The sequence below is a fragment of the Bacillus sp. Brlt_9 genome, from assembly GCF_051948935.1.
Lineage (GTDB): Bacteria > Bacillota > Bacilli > Bacillales > Bacillaceae_G > Bacillus_A.
In genome coordinates, this window is sequence record NZ_JAYJLO010000020.1 from 1 (window position 1) to 16,235 (window position 16,235).

The 16,235-nt window shown below is 36.3% G+C and carries 14 protein-coding genes and 1 other annotated feature; of the genes, 8 read left to right on the forward strand and 6 right to left on the reverse strand.

The features are described 5' to 3' along the window. Positions 1–102: 102 nt before the first annotated feature. Together VF726_RS30625 and VF726_RS30630 are read right to left on the reverse strand one after the other, a co-directional pair. Entirely contained in the window at positions 103–543 is a 441-nt protein-coding gene (locus VF726_RS30625; protein WP_440173967.1) for a Dps family protein, read from the reverse strand. A 413-nt stretch (positions 544–956) separates the two neighbouring features. Then, positions 957–2,390 carry an alanine/glycine:cation symporter family protein gene (locus tag VF726_RS30630; protein ID WP_440173969.1) on the reverse strand — a complete coding sequence of 478 codons (1,434 nt, stop codon included), beginning with the start codon at positions 2,388–2,390 and terminating at the stop codon, positions 957–959. 410 nt (positions 2,391–2,800) lie between these two features. Here VF726_RS30630 and VF726_RS30635 point away from each other — a divergent pair, with 410 nt between their 5' ends. The 7 genes from VF726_RS30635 (at position 2,801) to nprB (ending at position 8,821) form a co-directional block, all read left to right on the forward strand. Next, complete coding sequence (locus VF726_RS30635) at positions 2,801–3,298, forward strand: cation:proton antiporter regulatory subunit (RefSeq protein WP_048528229.1); 498 nt, start codon at positions 2,801–2,803, stop codon at positions 3,296–3,298. Further along, positions 3,299–4,498: a cation:proton antiporter gene (locus tag VF726_RS30640; protein ID WP_440173971.1), complete on the forward strand. Its 1,200-nt coding sequence runs from the start codon at positions 3,299–3,301 to the stop codon at positions 4,496–4,498. A 79-nt stretch (positions 4,499–4,577) separates the two neighbouring features. Next, positions 4,578–5,171, forward strand: a complete 594-nt coding sequence (locus VF726_RS30645; protein ID WP_141533580.1) for a DedA family protein — start codon at positions 4,578–4,580, stop codon at positions 5,169–5,171. Between the two features lie 137 nt (positions 5,172–5,308). Continuing rightward, the gene (locus VF726_RS30650) at positions 5,309–5,743 is read left to right on the forward strand and encodes a DUF3920 family protein (protein ID WP_440173972.1); all 435 of its coding nucleotides are present in this window, start codon (positions 5,309–5,311) and stop codon (positions 5,741–5,743) included. Between the two features lie 112 nt (positions 5,744–5,855). Further along, positions 5,856–6,266, forward strand: coding sequence for a MarR family winged helix-turn-helix transcriptional regulator (locus tag VF726_RS30655; RefSeq protein ID WP_440173974.1), 411 nt, complete (start codon positions 5,856–5,858; stop codon positions 6,264–6,266). A 49-nt stretch (positions 6,267–6,315) separates the two neighbouring features. Continuing rightward, entirely contained in the window at positions 6,316–7,014 is a 699-nt protein-coding gene (locus VF726_RS30660; RefSeq protein ID WP_212804399.1) for a pirin family protein, read from the forward strand. Positions 7,015–7,171: 157 nt separating this feature from the next. Beyond that, positions 7,172–8,821, forward strand: a complete 1,650-nt coding sequence (gene nprB / locus VF726_RS30665; RefSeq protein WP_440173976.1) for a neutral protease NprB — start codon at positions 7,172–7,174, stop codon at positions 8,819–8,821. A gap of 100 nt (positions 8,822–8,921) precedes the next feature. Here the strand turns inward: nprB and VF726_RS30670 are convergent, their stop codons facing one another. The 4 genes from VF726_RS30670 to VF726_RS30685 all read right to left on the reverse strand — a co-directional run bounded on the left by VF726_RS30670 (position 8,922) and on the right by VF726_RS30685 (position 14,163). Next, positions 8,922–9,239: a metal-sulfur cluster assembly factor gene (locus VF726_RS30670; RefSeq protein ID WP_000076425.1), complete on the reverse strand. Its 318-nt coding sequence runs from the start codon at positions 9,237–9,239 to the stop codon at positions 8,922–8,924. Between the two features lie 117 nt (positions 9,240–9,356). Then, the gene (locus VF726_RS30675) at positions 9,357–11,048 is read right to left on the reverse strand and encodes a methyl-accepting chemotaxis protein (protein ID WP_440173978.1); all 1,692 of its coding nucleotides are present in this window, start codon (positions 11,046–11,048) and stop codon (positions 9,357–9,359) included. Between the two features lie 189 nt (positions 11,049–11,237). Beyond that, positions 11,238–12,932, reverse strand: a complete 1,695-nt coding sequence (locus VF726_RS30680; RefSeq protein WP_440173979.1) for a methyl-accepting chemotaxis protein — start codon at positions 12,930–12,932, stop codon at positions 11,238–11,240. Positions 12,933–13,344: 412 nt separating this feature from the next. Beyond that, on the reverse strand, positions 13,345–14,163 hold the full coding sequence (locus tag VF726_RS30685) for a class I SAM-dependent methyltransferase (RefSeq protein WP_440173980.1): 819 nt from the start codon (positions 14,161–14,163) through the stop codon (positions 13,345–13,347). 114 nt (positions 14,164–14,277) lie between these two features. Continuing rightward, positions 14,278–14,548, forward strand: a binding site (T-box leader). Positions 14,549–14,599: 51 nt separating this feature from the next. On the opposite strand from VF726_RS30685, the gene metG reads away from it, so the two are divergent. Next, on the forward strand, positions 14,600–16,234 hold the full coding sequence (gene metG / locus VF726_RS30690; RefSeq protein ID WP_440173981.1) for a methionine--tRNA ligase: 1,635 nt from the start codon (positions 14,600–14,602) through the stop codon (positions 16,232–16,234). Position 16,235: the final 1 nt, after the last annotated feature.

The window sequence follows — 16,235 nt, forward strand, 5'->3', positions numbered from 1 at the left end:
CAGTCGGTTGTTTCACTCCTTCATTCGAGGCAAAAAGCGCCTCGTAATCAGGAGTTCCAACACCCTCCTGTTCTGAACGAGCCGCTTCCGCTTTAAAATCTATTATTGATTCAAGAAAGCACGTAGCATCCAAGCGTGTTTTTCTAGTTCTGTGTAGATGCCTAATAGTAGGTCAGATGTCATTTCATCGTCAGAGTTTTGAGCGATTTCCATGCCTTTTTTCAGTTCGTCTAGCATCATTTCGTAGTCTTTCATGATTGCTTCGACCATCCCTTCTGCAGTTTCTCCGTATGCTGCTTCTTGAATAGTAGAGATTTCTAGGTATTCTTTCATTGTTGCTACTGGTTTACCACCGATTGCTAAAATACGTTCTGCAATTTCGTCGATGTGAGTAGCTGATTCTGTGTAAAGTTCTTCGAATTTCTCATGTAATGTGAAGAATTGAGGTCCTTTTACGTACCAATGGAAGTTGTGTAATTTTGTGAATAAAACGCTCCAGTCTGCTACTTGTTTGTTTAATACTTCGATTACTTGTTTGTTCATTATGATCAATCTCCTTTTGAGTTATTATGTTATATAAATTACTAATTTATAATTATTATAATCTAGTAATTCGTATAAATCAACCCTTTTGCTGGAATTAATTTGAACAAATTATGAACTGTTGTAAATAAAAATCCCTATTACTTTGGAGTAATAGGGATTTGTCTTGATATATAGCTTTTGTTCTAAACAAGCCGCTTCTGCTTTAAATGATATCCAGCTCCGGTGACTAGAACAGTCGGTCATTTCGCGCCTTCCTGTTCTGAGCAAGTCACCTCCGCTTTTAGCTGTTATCCAGCTCCAGCGGCTAGAATCTCCGGTCATTTCGCTCTCTCGCTCGAAGCAAAAAGCGCTTCAAGGTCGAGAGCTCCAATGTCCTGCGATTCTGAACGAGCCGCTTCCGCTTTTAATTATTAAACAGCCTTCTGTTTTTCTTCTACGTCCTGTCCATCCCAGCACTCTGTATTCTGTAAGCCAGGGATAGAACTTGCAACGAAAACAGGATCTTTGCCTTGTTTCTTTTGCTTCAAATAGTCTACTAATGCTGCGTAGGCGAATTTGCTAAGGAATGAGATGGCAATTAAGTTTGTGAATACCATTAGTCCCATGAATAAATCAGCTAAGCTCCAAACTGTTTTAAGGGCAGCGATTGATCCGAAGAATACCATTCCGACAACTGCAACGCGATAAATCATTAACCATGTTTTGCTTTCTTTAATGAATGCGATGTTCGTTTCACCATAATAGTAGTTTCCTAGTAAGGAACTGAAAGCGAATAGGAAAATAATAATCGCTAAGAAAGTGCTTGCCCACGGTCCGATTTGTGAGCTTAATGCTTGTTGTGTTAATTCAATACCTTCTAAATTCGATCCTTTGTAAAGTCCAGAACATAATACGATAAACGCTGTTGATGTACATACTAAGAATGTATCTACGAAAACACCTAATGCTTGAACAAGTCCTTGTTTTACAGGGTGAGATACATCTGAAGTTGCTGCTGCGTTAGGGGAGCTACCCATACCTGCTTCTGTCGCGAATAAACCGCGCTGAATTCCGAACTTGATTGCTGCTCCAATACCACCAGCGATAGCTTGGTCTAAACCGAATGCACTGTTAAATATTTCTGTAAAAATGCTTGGTAACATAGTGAAGTTGTTAATAACGACGAAAATTGCCACACCAATATAAACAATTGCCATTGGAGGAACGATCATTTCTGTAATACGTGAAATGCTCTTAATACCACCAAAAATAATAACTGCAACTAATAAAGCTAATAGAGCTCCTACGATCGTTCGCTCTAGTCCAAAAGCATTTTCAAATGCAATTGTTACTGTATTTGCTTGTACAGAGTTGAAAATTAATCCGTACGCGACTGTAATAAGTAGTGAGAACCAAACACCCATCCAGCGTTTGTTTAAGCCTTTTTCCATGTAATATGCTGGTCCACCACGGAACCTGCTTCCATCTTTTACTTTATAAATTTGCGCGAGCGTACATTCTACGAAACTAGTAGCTGCTCCAAGGATAGCGATAAACCACATCCAAAATATTGCGCCAGGTCCACCCATTGAAATGGCTAATGCTACACCAGCTAAGTTTCCGATGCCGATACGTGCTGCTGCACTTAAGCAAAATGCTTGGAATGGAGAGATGCTATCTTTCTTTTTTTCTTTGCGATTAAACCCCTTACTAATTAAACCGACCATCTCACCAAAATGAGTAATTTGGACAAATTTTAATTTGAAAGAGAAATAAAGACCGAAGCCGATTAGCATTGCAATAAGAATATATGACCATAAAATATTATTCGTTACCTCAAGGAATCTGCTAAAGATATCAACCATATAATACACTTCCTTTTTTTCGTAATAAGAAAATTATATGCAAAAAATATATGAGAATCAATTTTTCTAAAAAATCATGTTACATAAACGTATTTTGTGTTATGATTATGTTACATCGTAATATTTTTAGAATTATTTACATTTTAAAAAACTAAATGTAAAGCGAGAAAGAGGGGATAATTTGAAAGAAGAAACTTTATTGAAAGTAAGCCTTAAGAGTTTGAAAATGAGAAGTAATATATTTTTTATCATTACATCTGTAAGTATCTTTTTAGGAGCCACTTATTATTACAATAAAAGATTTCCAACTCACATGTATCCTGAATGGTTAGAATTTCTAAAGTTGATTGGATGAATAAAAGACAGAAAAACAGAAAATTCAAATAAAAAATGTTGTGGAGGAGCTAAATATGAATATTAGAGAAAGTGAACTTCCGGGTATTGGCTATAAGTTTCAAATCGTTACGAAAGGTAACGAAAAGATGGTGATTGTCATTCATGATGACGGGCGTAGAGAAATGTATCATTTTGATTCAGACCATGAAGAAAGTATCTCAAGTATTTCATTACGTGACTCAGAGGCAAGACAAATTGCAGCAATATTAGGCGGAATGGTGTATAAGCCTAGAGCATTAGAAAATGTTGAGATGGTCTTTGAAGGTTTAGCGATTGAATGGTTCAAAGTGGAGAATGCAGCTCCAGCAATCGGGAAAACAATTGGTGATCTGGAAATAAGAAAAACATATAGCGTAACGATCATTGCAGTTATGAAAAAGAACATGAAAAAGCTATTTAATCCAGGGCCAGAAACAGCAATTGAAGAAGGCGATATGCTTGTAGTTTCTGGTGAGAGAGAAGAAATAAAAAAAATTATTAATGAGTTACTTTCGAATAGGGGGACTGACTAGATGGATACGTTAATTTTTGAAGTTGGTACAGCGTTAGTATTAGTTGCAATTGCGGCAGTAATTGCTGGAAAGTTTAAATTCTCAGTAATCCCGTTTCTAATTGTTCTTGGAATGTTAGTGGGACCACATGCGCCGACAATAGGTGTTATCGATTTCAAGTTTATTGAAAGTGCAAGTGTCATTTCCTTCCTTGGACGGATTGGGGTTCTGTTCCTTCTCTTCTATCTAGGATTAGAATTTTCGATGAAAAAACTAATTAAATCTGGACGTTCTATTGCGATTGGCGGAACGATTTATATTTTAATTAACTTTTCACTTGGGTTATTATACGGATTTATAATGGGATTCCCTTTACTAGAAATCTTAATTATTGCGGGTATTATTACGATTTCTTCTAGCGCTATCGTTGCTAAAGTGTTAGTGGATTTAAGAAGAACTGGTAATAATGAAACCGAATTAATTTTAGGGATTATTATGTTCGAAGATATATTCCTTGCTGTATATTTATCAGTTGTATCTGGTTTAGTTCTAGGAGATCATGCTTCCTTCCTAGGTGCTCTTACTTCAATTGGAATTGCTTTAGGGTACATGCTTCTATTCTTTATTGTAGCTAGAAAGGCGACGCCTTTATTAAATAAATTGCTCAATATTAGTTCAGATGAAATTTTCATTATTGTAGTATTTGCTTCGTTATTCTTTATTGCAGGATTCTCGGAAACAATTCACGTTGCCGAAGCAATTGGAGCACTTCTTTTAGGATTAGTTTTCTCTGAGACAGAGCATAGTGACAGAATTGAACATCTCGTTGTTCCATTTAGAGACTTTTTCGGAGCTATTTTCTTCTTCAGTTTTGGATTAAGTATTGATCCGTTCTCATTGGGCGGGGCGATATGGTTAACGTTAGGTGCTGTCCTTCTTACAATCATCGGAAACTTTGTAGCGGGGATGATTGCAGGACGACAAGCTGGATTATCTCATAAAGCGTCAACAAATATTGGATTAACAATCGTTTCAAGAGGAGAATTCTCCATTATCATGGCCAATATCGGTATCGCCGGTGGTTTAATGTCAGTACTAAAGCCATTCTCAGCACTATACGTGCTTATACTATCGATCTTAGGTCCACTTTTGACGAAAGAGTCAAAGAATGTATATAAATTTTTAAATAAAGTCTTTAAGTGGGATAAGAAGGCTAACTAAATTAAAAAAATAAAAGTACAAGATATTTCCTGCTTGTACTTTTATTTTTTGCAATGAAAACAGTAAAGAGAGGTACATGATGTTAGGAGAGTTGATTCATTCCGTTTTAGTTTTTCTAGAAGGACTTGGTTATTGGGGAATTATGCTTGGATTAATGCTAGAGGTTATTCCGAGTGAAATCGTATTATCTTATGCAGGTTATTTAGTATCAACAGGAAGCATTACATTTTGGGGCGCTGTCGCGTTCGGTACAATTGGTGGTGTAATCGCACAACTATTTATTTATTGGATTGGCCGATACGGAGGAAGACCTGTTCTTGAGCGATATGGAAAATATATTTTGATTCAAAAGAAACATATCGATTATGCTGAAGCGTGGTTTAATCGTTACGGAACTGGCGTTATTTTTACAGCTCGTTTTATTCCAGTTGTGCGTCATGCTATTTCGATACCAGCGGGAATTGCGAAAATGTCACATGCAAAGTTTATTACGTTAACAACACTAGCTGTTATTCCGTGGTCAATTGTATTTGTATATTTAGGATTTAAGTTAGGATCAGAGTGGGAAAGTATTAATAAAGTAGCTGGGCCATATGTGAAATACTTTGCACTGGCTGCCATTGTTTGTGCGATTGGTTACTTTGTATTAAAAAAAGTGATGAAAAAAAAGTGATTACGTAAAAAGAATCTATGCTGACATAGATTCTTTTTTTATTGTCATTTTTCGAAAGAGGAAAGAGTAGGTTTAATATTTTACATATTGTGGCATACATATAGGAAAAGGGAGTTTGGAAAGGGGAATATAGAAAAATGGGACTCCAGTTTCAAAATGTATATCAACAGGTGGAGAATTGGTATGTGTTGGATTCGGAGCTTCCTTGGGATGTCAAAAGGCTTAGAGACGATTTGTTTTCACTTATTGAAGTATGTAAAACACCAGTTATTTTTTGTGATACGTGTGATGCGAATCATGTGCTTCTATCATTAGGAGAAGAAGAAGAGGAATTCTTATTCCCAGTAGGTGGTTTTTATCATAAAGAAAAACAATTAATTTTTGTTTGTATGTGGGAAGAGTATGAGCAAGTGCTCAAAACACTACTGCATGAATTTCGCCATGCGATGCAGCATAAGAGAGAAGTATTGTATGTTGGAAATGAATTGTACGAAGATAGATGGATTGAGAAAGATGCGAGGAAGTTCGCGGAGAGGAAGTTAGATGAATATAAAAATAGAAAGTTAATGTAAAGCATAGTGGAGAAATGGCACTGTGCTTTCTTTGTTGTTTACTAAAAGTAAGTGATTGACTTTTAAGAAGTTTAGTTCTAAACTAATGGTATAAAACGAGCGAGGTGATAGAATGAAAACCGAAGATAGGCTTGGATTATTATTATGGTTTCGTTTATCACGTTTTTATAATAAAAGTATTCGTGAGACGAATCAGCATTTGAAACAATGGAATGTATCTGCCGCTCAGTTTGATGTACTAGCTCAAGTTGGAGGACATGGTCGTTTAACGCAGCAAGAGCTTGGAAATAAACTATTTGTTACGAAGGGAAATATTACACAGCTTTTAAATAAAATGGAGCAGCTGGAGTGGATTCGTCGTGAACAAGAAGGTACTACAAAATATATTTCGTTAACTGAAAAGGGAAAAATTTTATATGAAGAAATCGTTCCGCCGCAAGAAACATTCCAAGCGGAGCAGTTTCAAAATTTAAATGTAGAAGAACAACATCAATTATTACAATTACTAAAAAAGTTACAGTAAAAAAATTTTAAAATAAATCTTGAATTCGAGATAATATGAGGTGAAGGGTATGTTTAGAAAAGTTGATCATAAAAATATGGGAAGAGCAAATCACGGTTGGCTAAATACACATTTTCATTTTTCATTTGCGAATTATTATAATCCTAATAACATGAACTTCGGTGCATTACGTGTAATTAACGATGACCTAGTAGCACCGCAAACTGGTTTTGATATGCATCCGCACCGCGATATGGAAATCATTTCGTACGTTGTAGATGGTGCTTTAACACATGAGGATAGCATGGGAAATCGCGGAACAATTGAGCGAGGACATGTTCAATATATGAGTGCTGGCACAGGTGTATTTCATAGTGAGCATAATTTAGGAAATGAAACACTACGTTTATTACAAATTTGGATTTTACCAGACCGTGCGGACCATAAACCAAACTATGGTGAGTTTAAATTTGATTGGAGCAAACGTGAAAATGAATGGTTTCATATGGTATCTCCATTAGAAGGTGGGGCACCAATTCAAATTCACCAAGATGCGAATTTATATTCTTTATCGTTAGATGCAGGAAAAGAAATTCATTTTCCTGTGAAAGAAGGCCGTCAATTGTATCTTGTTCAAATTGAAGGAAGTAGTGTAATCAATGGTGAAAATCTTGTTATGCGTGATGCAGCAGAAGCGGTGGAAGAAGATATTCATATTGAAGCGAAAGAGCAATCTCATTATTTAGCAATCGAATTGAAAAGACAATAAAAGATTAAAAGAAAAAGAGGACATCTGATAGATGTCCTCTTTTTTTGAGCGGAATTGTCAGAAAAAACTTTCTCAAATTTTCGGTAAAGGTATCAACTTGAAAAACAAGAATTGTATAAAAGTGTCAAAAATCTTTATGGGAATGGGGAATGTTATAGTGAAAAAGCAAGTCATTTCATCAGCATTAGCGTTAACTGTTATCGCCGGGGGATTTGGAACATTCGGAGCAACGACAACGAAAGCGGAAGAACAAAAAATTCAATATCATCAAGAGTTTAAAACACCTGCATACATAGGTGAAGAATGGAAAGCACCGGAAGGGCTAGATAAAAAAGAGACGGTCTTTCAATATTTAGAGAGTAAGAAAGATATGTTTAAATTAGCAGGAAATATTGATAAACACTTCAATGTCGTTGGGGAGGAAAAAGATGCTGAATCTGGCACAACACACGTGAAGCTAGTTGAAAAACATAACAACATTCCGGTGTATGGTTCAGATCAAACTGTTACACTAGATAAAGAGAATAATGTAAAAGCATTCTTCGGACAAGTTATTCCGAATTTAGAGGATAAAAATATTCCTGCGTTTGCAAATATTAGCGCAGAGCAAGCAGAAACAATTGCAAAGACAGATATTGAGAAAGAAATCGGAGCAGTAAAGAATTATGACGGTGTGAAAAAAGATTTATATGTATATGAAAAAGATGGGAATTACTATCTTGCATACTTAGTGAAAGCATCGATTTCAAAGCCAGCTCCAGGTTATTGGCATTATTTTGTTGATGCGACAAATGGAAATGTGATTGAGAAATATAATGCTGTAGATCACATTACAGGATTCGGTTACGGTGTATTAGGAAATAGACAATCATTTGAAATTGCTCAAGATACGAAAACTGGGGCTTTTAATTTATTCGATGGTACGCGTGGACAAGGTGTTCATACGTTTGATGCGGATAATATGAATGAAAATTTATTTAATCTATTATCACAGTGGACTGGGTATACAGGTTTGGAATTAGAAAGTAAGAATAAGTTCTTTGATGATAAAGCAGCGGTTGATGCGCATGTAAATGCAGGGAAAGTATATGATTACTACAAAAAGACATTTAATCGTAACTCTTTCGATGATAAAGGTGCGAAGCTTATTTCCTCTGTTCACGTAGGTGAAAGCTGGAATAACGCAGCTTGGAACGGTATTCAAATGATGTACGGTGATGGAGATGGAAAGACATTCATTCCGTTATCTGCGGGACTTGATGTTATCGGTCACGAATTAACGCATGCTGTAACTGAACATACAGCAAATCTTGTTTATAAAAATGAGTCAGGTGCGTTAAATGAATCTTTATCTGATATTATGGGTGTCATGGTTGAGAAGAAGAGCTGGGATTTAGGTGCTGACATTTATACACCTGGAAAACCTGGTGATGCACTTCGTTCTCTGAAAGATCCAGCATCTATTCCAAATCCATTAAAACCAGGTGAAGGTTACCCAGATCATTACAATAAACGCTACACTGGAACAGCTGATAATGGCGGCGTTCATATTAACAGTAGTATTAACAATAAAGCTGCATATTTAGTGTCTGATGGTGGAGAGCATTACGGCGTGAAAGTAACTGGAGTAGGCCGTGAAGCGACAGAAAAAATTTATTACCGTGCTCTTACGAAATATTTAACTGCAAACTCTGACTTTAAGATGATGCGTCAAGCAGCACTTCAGTCAGCTGAAGATTTATATGGTAAAAACTCTAAAGCTGTACAAGCTGTAACGAAAGCTTATGATGCAGTAGGCGTAAAATAATAAGAGAAAAAGACCTGACTAGGATGTCAGGTCTTTCTTTATCCCGCTTTTATGGGCAGTGGGGATGAGGAACCCCCCACTGATTCAAGTTCCACTTTATTTAGTCGCGAATACCTAATGCGATTTTCGCCATACGTGACATACGTTCTTTAGACCAGGGCGGATTCCAAACGACATTTACTTCTATTTCATTGACTTCAGGTACGTTCGTTGATAATACTTTTTTTACGTCTGATACAATTTGCCCAGCCATTGGACAACCGATAGAAGTCATCGTCATCGTAATGACAGCATTATTATTTTCATCTGCTGTAACGTCATAAACTAATCCAAGATTAATGATATCAACACCTAGTTCTGGATCAATAACAGCTTCTAAATTCGCATATAATTTATTTTCAAATGCTTCTTGTGACATAAGTAGCACCCCCTGCATTTTAATGATATCGATTCTCATTATAACGGAAATGTGTATAATGTGCAGGAAATGAGCTCAAAAAAATATCCCTTTTGGAAGAGGGATATTTTTTAAAGGCTATTCAGTTTTGAAATGAGATACGAGTTGATCTAATTCTTCAACTGTTTGTTTCATTTGTTTAGCTGTTTGTGTCATCTCATTCATCGTAATGACTTTTTGCTCAGCAGATTGTGCTGTTGCTGCTGTTTCACTAGATACTTCAGTCGAAATAGAAGCGATGTTATTCAGTGAAGCGTTCATTTCTTCAGCACTTGCAGCCATTTCTTCAGCAGTTGCTGAGATGTCTTGCATTTGAGTAGATACTTTATTTACTTGCTCCACAATCGTTGTGAAAGAATTACCAGCTTCACGAATGACATGAATGCCTTCAAATGCCTCAGAACGACCTTGTGACATCATAGAGCTCGCAGTTTCAGTGTCTTGTTGAATTTGATGTAGTAATTGGTTAATATCTGTTGCAGCAGTTTTAGATTGTTCAGCAAGTTTTCGAACTTCGTCAGCTACGACAGCGAAACCTTTTCCTTGTTCGCCAGCACGAGCTGCTTCGATAGATGCATTTAAAGCAAGTAAGTTTGTTTGTTCCGCGATATTAGAAATAGATTGTACAGCTGTATCAATATATTTCGTGTGGGTGATTAGACGTTCGACCACTTCTGACGTAGCATTTACAGCGTCATGTATCGTTGTCATTTGTGAAACGGATTTTTGAATAACCGAACTTCCGTCGTTAGCTTGTTCAGATGTAGCTACAGCAAGTTCAGTTACAGATGAAGCAGATTCAGCAATGCGCTGAACACTTACTGCCATATCGTCCATTGCAGTTGAGCTTTCTTCCATGCTAGAGGCTTGCGATTGAATACTTTCATTTAAGTTGGACATCGAGCTTTGAACTTTTATTGTTGCCTCGCGTGATATATTCGTCTTTTCTAGCATATTTTCAGAAGCGCTTTGTACTTCTACAGATGTTTTTTGAACACGATTAATGATATGTTGTAGGTTTTCTAACATTTTATTAAATGATGTTGCGATTGTACCAATTTCATCATTACTATTTACTTGTAGACGGGCTGTTAAATCACCTTCTTGAGATGATAATTCCTTTAGTTTACTATCAATTTGTTGAATTGGTTTTACAAGTTTACCAGAGAACCACCATGCAAGAATAATAGCTACGATAATACAAATAACAAGTGATAAGAAGACAACATATTCGATTTGTAGTGAAGATTGATCAATTTTTTCGATAGATTGATCACGTAATTTAGCTTGTTCATTACTATAATTTGTGAAGTCACCAATTACTTTATAAACGGTACCATTTTCTGCATAAGCTACTTGCAGGGCCTCTTCCCACTTTTGTTCTTTTGCAAGAGGGAAAACTTTTTCTTCAATAAATTTTCTCCAAGTTGATCCTGATTCCATTGTATTTTTCATGGACTCAGAAACATTTGGATTAGAAAGAAGCTTATCTTTTGTATTCTCAAGCTCTTTACTCATCGAATTAAACTTATCAAATTCAACTTGATCATGTTGTAATAAATACCCTCTTAAAGCAGAGAGCTGTACTTGATAAGCATCCCCACGCTCTTTTAATTGTGTTGCAAGGGGAGAAATTTCTTTTTGTAATGCTTCAGCTTGACGAGATTGATCCATGGTAAAAAATAAAATAAAAGCTAAGGCGATGCCAAATAAAGCGCAAATCGTTCCCATCATGAACATTAGTTTTTTTCGAATGCTAATAAAACTCATATGATAAAAGCCTCCTTTGTGAAATCATAGTATTAGAATTAATTAATGTAAAAAATTGAAAGAAAGCTTTACTCCATTTGGAATAAAGCTTTCTTCTTTCCTTTAGGAATTATAGCAGACGTAATGAGAGATAGAAAGAGATATTTTAAGGTGAAAAAAGAGAGACTGTAAATCTCTCTTTTTTTCACTTTAAGCATTTGTTTTGAAATGAGAAACGAGAACTTCAAGTTCTTGTACGGTCGTTTTCATTTCAGACGCTTTTTTAGCAACGACACTCATTTTATTTACTTGGTCACCGGCTGAAGTTGCTGTTTGTGATGTTTCGGCGGCAACTTCATTTGAAATAGAAGCGATGTTATTTAAAGCTGCATTCATTTCTTCTGAACTTGCGGCCATTTCTTCAGCAGTTGCAGACATTTCTTGCATTTGTGTAGAGACTTTGTTAATGTGGTTAACAATTTCTGAGAATGAAGATCCAGCGGTACGAATGACTGTAATTCCTGCAGAAGCTTCTGACTGGCCTTGTGTCATCATTTCATTTGCTATTTTTGTGTCAGCTTGAATTTGATGAAGTAAATGGTTAATGTCAGTTGCTGCTAGCTGAGATTGTTCAGCAAGTTTGCGTACTTCATCGGCAACAACGGCGAATCCTTTTCCATGTTCACCAGCACGAGCTGCTTCAATTGAAGCATTTAAAGCAAGTAAATTTGTTTGTTCCGCGATATTAGAAATGGATTGAAGTGCAGTATCAATATGATTCGTATGTGTAATGAGTCGTTCTACTACCTGTGATGTAGCGTTAACAGCTTCGTTAATGGTATGCATTTGTGTAATAGATTTCTCAATGACTTGATTCCCACTATCTGCTTTTTCAGCAGTTGTAACAGCTAGGCTAGCAACAGAAGAGGCAGATTCTGCAATACGCTGAACACTCGTTGTCATATCATCCATTGCAGTTGAACTTTCTTCGATGCTGGAGACTTGTGAACGAATATTATGCTCAAGAGCATTCATAGTCTCTTCGGTTTTTGCGGTGTTTTCCATAGAAGCAGTTGTTTCGGTAAACACATTTTCAGACACTTCTTTTACACTTGTGGATGTTTGTTGCACTTGTTTTATAATACGTTGTAAATTAGCGAGCATTTGATTAAAGGAATTGGCGATATCACCGATTTCATCTTTACTCGTTACGTGCAATCTAGCGGTTAAATCGCCATCTTGAGAAGCTAATTCTTTTAATTTCTCATCAATTTGTCGTATCGGTTTAACAAGTTTACCAGAGAACCACCATGCTAATAAAATGGACGTTACTGTACATGTAATGAGGGAGAAGAAAATAATATATTGAATAAGAGATGAAGAAGACTCTACGTCAGCAATTAATGCGTCACGTTTATCATTTTCTTCATTTGCATATTTAGTAAAGCGACTTAAAAGGTCGTTTACATAATCAGTTTGAGCTAAAGCGATTTTGGATGCTTCGTCCCATTTTCCTTCGCGGGCGAGAGGGAGGACTTCATTATCTATGACGCTTCGCCACTTTCCTCCCATTAAAATTGCTTCTTTCATTCCTTCTGGGAGTTTTTTATCACTTGTTACTTTTTCTCTAGTATCAGCTAGTTTTTTTCCTTCTCGGTTGAATTTATCCAATCCTTTTTGATCATGTGATAGTAAGTATTCTTGTAAACCAGCAACTTGTGCTTGGAACCAATCACCGCGTTCTTTTAAAATTGTTGCTCGTTTTGATACATCATTTTTTAACGTTTCAATTTCGCTGGCTTGGTTCATAGCGAATGAAAGAATAACAATAAGAGCAATGCTAAATAAAGAAGAAATGCTTAAGAGTGTGAACAGTAGTTTTTTTCGAATACTAACATATTTCATCGTTACCCCTACCTTTAAAAACTATTTATTATAATTTATAAATATTGAGAACGAAATTAATAAAACCATTATTATGAAGTTATTAATCTGTTCAATGAAAATTATAGCAGATAATGGAAGGTGGCAGATTCATATGAGTAAATGTTCTTAAAATGTATACATTTGTATATCAAAAAATTCATAAATAAAAATGAGAAATGCTATTGTAATTTGAAATAACATCATGTATACTTCTAATTAGTTGATAACGATTATCAGTATCAACTAAGAACATTACTCTTCGTTATGTTGGTCATACCCCTTTTTGACGACGTAAGTCAGAGACGAAATGTTGAAATATCTTGTGTCCTATTCTACAGAATTATGGTAATCTCCAACCTCAACTTATATGCGTGAGCATGCAAAAAGGATCCTATCCGTGAAGGGATCCTTTTTTGCATGCTGTCGCAATTAATGTATATAAACCAGGCACACGTTCTTCCATTCCTTCTGGTGCAGTAGGAGGGAAGACCCACCTTTGATGAGACCCGTGTTCTTCAACTAGTTTTTCAATTTTAAAATGTTCTTCCGCAAGTGTTGTAATGATTTCTCCTAATGTCCAGCGACGGATAGTTGTTTTAGGTAACGATTCTTTCTGCGCTTCTGTAAGAAGGATGCTATAAGCAACTTCATCTTCAATTAATTCTTCATCGAAGTAATTTCCATTGGCCCGAAATGATGGGTGGTCTACTCCTAATAATTTCGTGTAAACAGGATGATAGTCACGAAGGATAAGCGTTCCATCTCGCTTAAGTAAGGTAGAAATTTTTTGAAAGAGTGGTTTTAAATCTAAAAAGTAATGGAGTACACCAAGTTCTAGCAATACGATATCAAATGATTCGGAGAGCTGCACATTTAGTACGTCAGAAACGACATACTTGATAGAAACACCCGCCGCTTCCGCAAGTTCATTTGCATAATTGGCATTACTTGCTGAAATATCAACAACTGTTACGTCAGCTCCTAAAAGAGCGAGAGCAACAGCTTTATTGCCTTTTGAACCAAGTAAATTAATAATACGTTTTCCTTTTGGAGATTGGATGTAAGGTAAGTAGTAATCTACCTCGCGCACGGGGTCTGCCATAAGCTTTTTCGCATAATCTGATGGCGCCCCGTGGCGATTCGTCCAAGCTTCATACGCAGCTGCATTCCAGCTTTTTTCATTACGTTTACTTAGTTGTTTTTGATTCAATCGAATCACTCCTTTTGTGAACGTATAGTTATTCTGCGTGAGAAGGGGATTTCCTTTTCTTTTTGAATTAAAGTTTGATTTTTCTGCAATTAAGTCGTAAAATACGTGTTATATATAAAAGCGTTGAAAAGGAAAAGTAGGATGAACACATTCTTTCCAGAGAGCTTCGGTAGCTGAGAAGAAGCAAGAATATTCATTTGAACAATGGCCTTTGAGCTTCGTCCTGAACTTATCAAATGATAATAGTAGGCGGCGACGAGAGTTGGTACTCGTTATCAAAATCACAGTATAAGAGCATATAGCTCCGTACTTGTTAAGGCTAATTATGTGAGTAATTGGCGAAATAAGGTGGTACCGCGACTGTTTATACAGCCCCGCCCTTATCTTTTTTAAGATAAGGGCGGGGCTTTTTTATATTTAAAAGGAGGAATGTAAGATGAGTATTTTTATTGGAGGCGCTTGGCCGTATGCAAATGGTTCGTTACATCTTGGGCATATTGCGAGTTTGTTACCTGGAGATATATTAGCGCGTTATTACCGAGCAAAAGGTGAGAATGTGTTGTATGTGTCGGGAAGTGATTGTAATGGAACACCAATTGCAATTAGGGCAAAACAAGAAGGGGTGAAGGCTAAGGAAATTGCTGATAAGTATCATGAAGAATTTGAGCGATGTTTTCGTAGCCTTGGTTTTACTTATGATTGTTATACACGTACTGATAGTGAGCACCATCATGAAACTGTTCAAAAAGTTTTTTTACGTTTATTAGAAGAAGGTTATATTTATAAAAAAATAGTGGAACAAGCGTATTGTGAAACGTGTACGCAGTTTTTACCTGATCGTTATGTAGAAGGAATTTGTCCACATTGCCATGAAGCAGCAAGAGGAGATCAATGTGATGCGTGTTCAGCTATTTTAGATCCACTCGATTTATTAGAAAAGAAATGTAAGTTATGTGGTAATACACCATCCGTACAAGAAACAGAGCATTTCTATTTCGCATTGCATACATTTCAGGAGCAAATTAAAGCGGCTGCAGAAACTGCAAAACAAACTGGAACATGGCGCGACAATGCGATTCAACTAACAGAGAGATATGTAAAGGAAGGATTACTAGATAGGGCTGTGTCACGTGATTTACCAATAGGGGTACCAATTCCAGTAGAAGGGTATGAAGATAAGAAAATTTACGTATGGATTGAAGCTGTGACAGGATATTATTCAGCGAGTAAACATTGGGCTAAAGAAACAGGAAAAGATGATCAAGAGTTTTGGGATAAAGAAGCGAAAACATATTATGTACACGGAAAGGATAATATTCCGTTTCATTCCATCATTTGGCCAGCGGTATTACTTGGAATAGGAGAAGGAGCAATTCCTCGTCATATCGTTTCGAATGAATATTTAACAGTTGAAAAAAGAAAGTTATCTACAAGTAAAAACTGGGCAGTATGGGTGCCTGATATATTAGAACGCTACAATCCAGATTCCATTCGTTACTTTTTAACAGTCAACGCACCAGAAAATCGTGATACTGATTTTTCATGGCGTGAATTTATTTACAGTCATAATAGTGAATTGTTAGGTGCATACGGAAACTTTGTGAACCGGACATTAAAGTTTGTTGAAAAATATTATGATGGTATCATGCCGAAAGGAAGTATTGATAGAGAGCTGAAAGATAAAGTAGAAGGATTATATCAAAGTGTAGGAGAAGCGATTGAGCAAACTAAATTTAAGGTAGCGCTAGAAACAATATTCGATGCAGTACGTTTTGGGAATAAATACTTTGATGAGAGGCAGCCTTGGAAACAAAGAGAAGATGATCCAGTTTCATGCGAAGAAACGATTTATAACTGTGTATATCTTATTGCTAATTTTGCAAATCTCCTTGAACCGTTTTTACCATTTTCAAGTGAAAGAGTTAGAAAAACATTATCGATTGTGAAACGAAATTGGGAACCTCAAAACACGTTGCCGAATAGAATCGATAGCGTGCAGCCATTATTTGAACGAATCGATGTAAAGCAAATTGAGCATGAGGTAGAGAAGCTGTATGGAGCGATAAAGTGAG

Excerpts from the sequence above, each read along its gene's own strand:
- VF726_RS30650 (WP_440173972.1), top strand. The coding sequence starts at position 5,309 with ATGGGACTCCAGTTTCAAAATGTATATCAACAGGTGGAGAATTGGTAT.
- VF726_RS30640 (WP_440173971.1), top strand. The coding sequence starts at position 3,299 with ATGGATACGTTAATTTTTGAAGTTGGTACAGCGTTAGTATTAGTTGCA.
- VF726_RS30630 (WP_440173969.1), bottom strand. The coding sequence starts at position 2,390 with ATGGTTGATATCTTTAGCAGATTCCTTGAGGTAACGAATAATATTTTA.
- VF726_RS30660 (WP_212804399.1), top strand. The coding sequence starts at position 6,316 with ATGTTTAGAAAAGTTGATCATAAAAATATGGGAAGAGCAAATCACGGT.
- metG (WP_440173981.1), top strand. The coding sequence starts at position 14,600 with ATGAGTATTTTTATTGGAGGCGCTTGGCCGTATGCAAATGGTTCGTTA.
- VF726_RS30645 (WP_141533580.1), top strand. The coding sequence starts at position 4,578 with ATGTTAGGAGAGTTGATTCATTCCGTTTTAGTTTTTCTAGAAGGACTT.
- VF726_RS30625 (WP_440173967.1), bottom strand. The coding sequence starts at position 543 with ATGAACAAACAAGTAATCGAAGTATTAAACAAACAAGTAGCAGACTGG.
- VF726_RS30635 (WP_048528229.1), top strand. The coding sequence starts at position 2,801 with ATGAATATTAGAGAAAGTGAACTTCCGGGTATTGGCTATAAGTTTCAA.
- VF726_RS30675 (WP_440173978.1), bottom strand. The coding sequence starts at position 11,048 with ATGAGTTTTATTAGCATTCGAAAAAAACTAATGTTCATGATGGGAACG.
- VF726_RS30680 (WP_440173979.1), bottom strand. The coding sequence starts at position 12,932 with ATGAAATATGTTAGTATTCGAAAAAAACTACTGTTCACACTCTTAAGC.
- VF726_RS30670 (WP_000076425.1), bottom strand. The coding sequence starts at position 9,239 with ATGTCACAAGAAGCATTTGAAAATAAATTATATGCGAATTTAGAAGCT.
- VF726_RS30655 (WP_440173974.1), top strand. The coding sequence starts at position 5,856 with ATGAAAACCGAAGATAGGCTTGGATTATTATTATGGTTTCGTTTATCA.